This is a genomic window from Cardinium endosymbiont of Culicoides punctatus (genome assembly GCF_004354815.1).
Lineage (GTDB): Bacteria > Bacteroidota > Bacteroidia > Cytophagales > Amoebophilaceae > Cardinium.
The window spans coordinates 98,786-105,103 of sequence record NZ_QWJI01000002.1; the positions used below are offsets into that span (position 1 = coordinate 98,786).

Here is a 6,318-nt window from a genome sequence, read left to right on the forward strand (position 1 = left end):
TCCTCTAACCATAGCAACTCGGGCACGCGATATATCAGTGGTAAAGCTATTGCTCACACATGGAGCAAATATTAACAGCTTGGATAATCCAGAAGCTGATTATGCACAGATTTGTGGTAGTGCACTCCATATAGCTATGGATTATGGTGATATACCTATTCTTGAGATCCTTCTAGCGCACAAAGATATAGACATAAATCAACCTATGAGAAAAGGCTGGCTTCCATTACAATCAGGAATAGTCGGTTATGAATTCGGACGTGATAGTAATAACTTAGAAGCAGTACGTTTACTATTAAGAGATAAGAGAACTGATGTCAATAAAAGAGATGATACTTTTGAAAAAAATACTTCACTTGGTGTAGCAGTTGAGTGCGGTCTTACAAACGTGGTGGAAATATTATTAGAGCATCCAGCTATAGATCTGGAACCCAAAAACCGTCACGGACGTACCTCACTTGCAGAAGCGGTACATGGTGGTCATGTAGAAATCGTAGCGTTGCTGTTAAATCACGGAGCTAATCCGGAAGGTATTACAAAATGTCAGGACTTTCGCAAAGTATTGAATAATTGATATTTTTGTAGTTATAGTATCGACTTTCGCAGTTTTACCCAAAAATTGTGTATAGGCTATGCTATAAAGTTTTCTGAAAAATTTTGAAATATTTATTTTTTATTGGTTATAAAAGTCAGGACTTTCGCACTTTTAGTTAAAAACACTGTTTATAGACTAGTCTATAAAATAGAGAAATGTTAATATTATTGNATTATTGATTATCAATACTATAAAACATGTCCATGTCTAAAAATGCAAACACAATTATCTGTTTTGCGAAAGTCCTGAAAGTTATTAAATAAAATCATTTCTTTACGAAAGTCCTGTTTTATTTTTTTGTGCAAAAACATAGGTGGGAGTAGTGGAACATAAAATAGGGAGTTACAAAAAATCAGAAAATAATGAGTGAATTCAGTATATTTATTGAAAAATTATAATTATGAAAATATCACTAAATTGGTTAAAATCTTATATTAATTTCCCTCTAAGTGCTTCAGAGATAGCATCCCTATTGACTCAACGAGGATTGGAGGTGGCCCACATACATTCTGCTATTAAAGGCAATTTAGAAGGAGTTGTTATAGGTGATGTGCTATCGTGTCAGAATCACCCAAATGCAGATAAACTCAAGCAGACAATGGTTGATATTGGATTAGATAGGCCCTTATCCATTATCTGCGGAGCCACAAATGTGGCAGTTGGGCAAAAAGTGGTCGTAGCACCTATAGGCTCCACTATTTATAATTACGTGGACCGATCTCCTTTCCAGATTAAAAAAGTAAAAATTAGAGGAGAAGTCTCTGAAGGTATGATTTGTGCTGAGGATGAAATTGGCCTAGGTCCAATGCATGACAGTATTATAGTGTTAGATACTGATTTGCCAGCTGGAACCCCTGCTAAAACACATTTTAAAGATGTATTAGATGAAATTTTAGAAATAGATATTACACCAAATAGGGTAGATGCTTGTTCTCATCTGGGTATAGCAAGAGAACTTAAAGCTATCTTGCACCTCCCTAGTAATATTCCATCTGTTGATGATTTTGACTTAGTCTCTTTTTTTTCACCATTCATACATATAAATAATGTAGATGCCATTTTAGCTCCTCGTTATAGTGGTGTTGTGCTTAAAAATGTGGTCGTTCAACCATCTCCTATTTGGCTTAAATCTAAGCTAGAACATATTGGCCTAAAATCTATCAACAATGTGGTAGATGTGACCAATTTTGTATTACATGAGTTAGGACAACCGTTACACGCTTTTGATTACAACACCATTGTGGGCAAGGAATTGATGGTTCAACAACTGTCTTCCGGTACTTTATTTCTTGGGTTAGACGGTATAGAACGAAAGCTTTCCGGGCATGAACCAATGATTTGTGATATGGAAGGACCAATAGCAATGGCTGGTATATTGGGAGGACTACGTACCAGTATTACAAGTACTACCCAAGATATTTTTATAGAAAGCGCCTACTTTTCTCCAGCTGCTATACGGAGTACTGCTCAGTACCATAGCCTAAAAACAGATGCTTCATTTCGATTTGAACGCGGCGCTGATCCTAACATGACAGTGTATGCTTTAAAGCGAGCAGCTCTGTTACTAAAAATAATGATTCCATCTATAGAAATATCTGAAATTATAGATCATTATCCAACTAGATTAACACCTTGTGCAATTCCTTTTTCTTATGAAACAGTTAAGAGACATCTTGGTGTTGACATGTCCCCAGCCATTATTCAGCAAATTATAACAGACCTAGAAATAGAGATAGAAGCTCCTTCTGAGGAAGGCTTTATAGCCAAAGTTCCCCTTTATAGAGTAGATGTAACCCGAGAAGTAGATCTTATTGAGGAAATTGCACGTATTTATGGCTATGATGCATTACCTACCACCGGTCATTTGTCCACAGGTTACTTAGCACCTGAAACAAACATAGGCTCTATGTATAGAATAGAGCAGGAAATTAGTAAAATGCTGGTAGCCAATGGTTATTATGAAATATGGACCAATTCTCTTACTAAAAAAGCCTATGCCGATATCTTGAATATAGAAGAGCTATGCAACAAAGAAATTGCTATTCTTAACCCACTTAGTGCATCTACAAATATATTGCGTTATACTTTGCTCTTTAGTGGATTGGAAGTAGTTGCTTATAATCTTGCACGCCGTCAATTTGATATAAAACTGTTTGAATTTGGTACTGTTTATACCCAAAATGGTACAACATATAATGAAGAAAAAAGACTTTCCATTTGGTTAACAGGTGAAATAGAAAGTAAGAATTGGGTGCGTAAATTAGGTACAGTAACCCTATCAACCCTAAGGGCAACTATAGATCAATTAACAAAAAAATTAGGTATTACAGCGTTGTCTTATAAAGAGACTACACATCCCTTTTACGAACAAGCAGCACAAGTAACACACAAAGGTATTGTAATAATGACTTTTGGTCAAGTGAACCATCTTATTGTAGATCATTTTGGTATCACACAACCTGTATTTTTTGCAGATATTAGTTGGAAACATATCTTACAGATAAGCAAGTTAAATACACTATATAAACCTATATCTAAATTTCCTGCTGTAAAAAGGGATCTTTCGTTAGTAGTAGATAAATCTGTGTTATTTCAAGATATTAAAGACCTAATCATGCAACAAGGTCATAAAAACCTTCAAGAGATAGCATTATTTGACGTATATGAGGGAGCGCATTTACCTGCAGGAAAAAAGGCGTATGCCATCAATTTTACACTACAAGACCATGTAAAAACTATGGATGATAAAAGTATTGACAAAATCATGAATCAGTTGATGCAAACATTTGAACATGACTTAAATGCCATTATTAGAAGATAAACCCACTGTTAATGGCCAGCATGGTGCGATACAACATTTTGATCAGTTGCTCGTAGAGCTGTTGGGACGTTATACAGATGATCAAAAAAAGATCGTGCAGCTAACGGAAGAGAATAAAACACTGAAAGCCTTGCTTCAGCAAGCAAAGAGCCATGTTAATGTTTTTGAAAAAACGGGTAAAGATGTAAAAAATATTTTAACTTCCGATAATTCAGCCGAGTTGATGCAGAAAATCAACGCATATATTAAAGAAATAGATCTTTGTTTAGCTTACTTTGAACAAGTATAAAAAATATGGCATTACTTTCCATTAAAATTAAAATTAGTGATCGCATCTATCCCATGAAGGTGCAGCCAGAAGATGAAACATTTGTAAGACAAGCTAGCAAGAGTTTAGAGGAACGTATTCGGCAATATCAAAGAAGCTTGGGTATTCAAGACCAGCAGGATTTATTAGCCATGGTAGCATTTGATTGTCTAGTAGATGCATTAAAAATGGAAGAAAAGACTTCTATAGAGCGTAATAAGCTTATTCAAAAAATAGAAACTTGGCAAACAGATATTGAAAAGGTTTTGTAAAAAAGATGTAATATACCCACTATAGGGTAAGTATTTATGATAGATAAGGGAAGTGATGGTGAAAAATTTTGGTTAACCACACCGTTAGAAAAGATGACATCAGCACAGTGGGAATCTTTATGTGATGGCTGTGGAAAATGTTGTTTGCTAAAAATAGAAGAGGCAGAGACACAAAAAATTCGTACTACAAAAATTTGTTGTCGTTTACTCAATACAAAAACCTGTCAGTGCTCCAACTATAAGGAACGTTTTAGTTATGTAGATGATTGTATCAAATTAAATCCTACCAATCTACAGACCATTACTTGGTTACCTAAAAGCTGTGCATATCGGTTGGTAAAAGAAAAAAAAGCATTACCTAACTGGCATCCTTTGATAACCAAAGATCCAAAATCTACTGTTAAAACGGGAAATGCTGCGCGCAATTTTGTAGTGCATCCCGCATTGGTAAATAAACCCATTATAGCCTATTTGTTAGAAGAGGAAATCAGCTAACCTATATATCGTTCTTCTTTTGAGCGTCTATATTTATTGTAACGTATACCAGCAGCATCTTTTTTTAAAGTGGTTAATGAGTTATCAATTGGTCCTTGGGCAATGCTTAGGAGGATACCTAATGCAATACCTGTAAATATAAGCGAGGTCCCTCCCATACTTACAAAGGGTAGTGGCAATCCAGTTACTGGGCCAAGACCTACCGCAACAGCCATATTTAATAATGCTTGAAATACCAATAAAAGACTTAGCCCAACAGCTAAAATACCACCATAGTAGTTGGTAGCAATAGGCAAAAAAGCAACGGCTCTATAAAACAATATTAAGTAGAGTAATAAAACAAATACGCCTCCTATAAGGCCATACTCTTCAATTAAAATCGCATAAATAAAATCGGAATATGGATGTGGTAAAAAGTTTCTTTGTGTGCTATTACCAGGACCTTTCCCTGTAACCCCGCCTGTTGCTATAGCAATATAGGATTGTTCAGCCTGAAAGGAGATTTCACCTTTCACAAAACTTTGTATCCGCTTTGCTGCTGTTCCACCACGTTGACCAAAAGCGAGTGCTCCTCCTCCCACTAAACTTCCTGAAAGGACAATAATAAACAGATATTTTATAGGTATTCTGCCAATAAACATCAGTACCAAACAAGTTCCAAATAATAAAATGGCGCCTGAAAAATTCGTTAAAGCAATTAAACCACTAATAAGACCAGACCAAGCTAACATAGGTAGACAAGAAGATCTAAAACAATTGATCTTATTTTGTTTCTTTGCTAACATATAGGAAAGCCGTATCACTAAAGAAAGTTGTGCAAGATCAGATGGTTGAAAGGATTTATTGATTAAAGGAATATTGAGCCAACGAGAAGCTTCGTTCAGCTTTAGTCCATACTTCCATGTTATAATAAGTAATGGTATCGAAATCCAAAGCCCCGCTCTAGCCATACCTGCATAGTAACGGTAATCGATGCGGTGTGCTATCCACATAGCACATAAGCCTGCTACTATAAGGATTATTTGTCTGAACAAATAATATTCCGTGTTATTATGCATTTGTCTATAAGCCAAAGAGCTAGATGCACTATAAACCGTTAGTGCACTAAGGAAAGATAATACAAATACAATACCCCATATTATGGGGTCTCCCTTTAAGTTTTCTTGAATAAACTTTTTCATATGCTTCTAGGGACTATTCTATATTATATATGCATAATTTTTATAGCATAGAAGCATTTCAAAGGTGGTTTTGTTTGGTAATTTTATGCCATTCCTGTACTACCATGTCCTCCTATGCCTCTAGCAGTTTCATCTAGAACAGAGACAACTTTCCAGCAAATTTGTTCGTATTTTGCTATGATTAGTTGGGCAATTCTATCACCATTCTGTACTGTAAAAGATTCTTGAGATAGATTTACTAATAATATTTTTATTTCTCCCCTATAATCAGAGTCTATCGTTCCAGGGCTATTTAGAACGGTGATGCCATGTTTTAATGCTAAGCCACTGCGTGGTCTTACTTGAGCTTCATAACCCTTTGGCAAAGCAATAGTAATTCCAGTGTCAATAAGTGCTTTTTGTAAAGGGGATAATGTAATAGGTGCATCAATATATGCACGTAGATCCATGCCACTAGAGCCTGTTGTAGCATAAGTAGGCAATGGATGATTGGATCGATTTATAATGGGAATATGCATAATCCTCTAAAGAATGTAGTTGTTACCAAAATCTCCTTTTTGTTTGATATTTGGTGGTGGTACAAATATATGATTTTACTTAGCCCAAGCGTTACCTTTATTTATGCTATCAATGACTATCATGATTGC

Annotated in this window: 7 protein-coding genes; 5 read left to right on the top strand and 2 right to left on the bottom strand. The window is 35.5% G+C overall.

The window, feature by feature from the left end:
- The 5 genes from CCPUN_RS00810 to CCPUN_RS00830 form a co-directional block, all read left to right on the top strand.
- The coding region (locus tag CCPUN_RS00810; protein ID WP_191283863.1) for an ankyrin repeat domain-containing protein at window positions 1-574 on the top strand (574 nt) is incomplete at its 5' end.
- 421 nt (window positions 575-995) lie between these two features.
- Window positions 996-3,416 (top strand): phenylalanine--tRNA ligase subunit beta, encoded by a 2,421-nt coding sequence (pheT, locus tag CCPUN_RS00815; RefSeq protein ID WP_133281690.1) that lies wholly within the window; start codon window positions 996-998, stop codon window positions 3,414-3,416.
- On the top strand, window positions 3,397-3,705 hold the full coding sequence (locus CCPUN_RS00820; RefSeq protein ID WP_133281691.1) for a hypothetical protein: 309 nt from the start codon (window positions 3,397-3,399) through the stop codon (window positions 3,703-3,705). The genes pheT and CCPUN_RS00820 overlap by 20 nt, the downstream gene beginning before the upstream one ends.
- Window positions 3,706-3,710: 5 nt before the next feature.
- Window positions 3,711-3,995, top strand: coding sequence for a cell division protein ZapA (locus CCPUN_RS00825; RefSeq protein WP_133281692.1), 285 nt, complete (start codon window positions 3,711-3,713; stop codon window positions 3,993-3,995).
- A 36-nt stretch (window positions 3,996-4,031) separates the two neighbouring features.
- On the top strand, window positions 4,032-4,490 hold the full coding sequence (locus CCPUN_RS00830) for a YcgN family cysteine cluster protein (protein WP_133281693.1): 459 nt from the start codon (window positions 4,032-4,034) through the stop codon (window positions 4,488-4,490).
- Here the strand turns inward: CCPUN_RS00830 and CCPUN_RS00835 are convergent.
- The gene (locus tag CCPUN_RS00835; RefSeq protein ID WP_133281694.1) at window positions 4,487-5,671 is read right to left on the bottom strand and encodes an FtsW/RodA/SpoVE family cell cycle protein; all 1,185 of its coding nucleotides are present in this window, start codon (window positions 5,669-5,671) and stop codon (window positions 4,487-4,489) included. The two genes, CCPUN_RS00830 and CCPUN_RS00835, sit on opposite strands and share 4 nt — an antisense overlap.
- An 83-nt stretch (window positions 5,672-5,754) precedes the next feature.
- On the bottom strand, window positions 5,755-6,189 hold the full coding sequence (gene dut, locus CCPUN_RS00840) for a dUTP diphosphatase (protein ID WP_133281695.1): 435 nt from the start codon (window positions 6,187-6,189) through the stop codon (window positions 5,755-5,757).
- Window positions 6,190-6,318 lie beyond the last annotated feature (129 nt).

Bases quoted from the DNA above. Each gene is read 5' to 3' on its own strand.
- CCPUN_RS00830 (WP_133281693.1), top strand. From the start codon at position 4,032: ATGATAGATAAGGGAAGTGATGGTGAAAAATTTTGGTTAACCACACCG.
- pheT (WP_133281690.1), top strand. From the start codon at position 996: ATGAAAATATCACTAAATTGGTTAAAATCTTATATTAATTTCCCTCTA.
- CCPUN_RS00820 (WP_133281691.1), top strand. From the start codon at position 3,397: ATGCCATTATTAGAAGATAAACCCACTGTTAATGGCCAGCATGGTGCG.
- CCPUN_RS00835 (WP_133281694.1), bottom strand. From the start codon at position 5,671: ATGAAAAAGTTTATTCAAGAAAACTTAAAGGGAGACCCCATAATATGG.
- CCPUN_RS00825 (WP_133281692.1), top strand. From the start codon at position 3,711: ATGGCATTACTTTCCATTAAAATTAAAATTAGTGATCGCATCTATCCC.
- dut (WP_133281695.1), bottom strand. From the start codon at position 6,189: ATGCATATTCCCATTATAAATCGATCCAATCATCCATTGCCTACTTAT.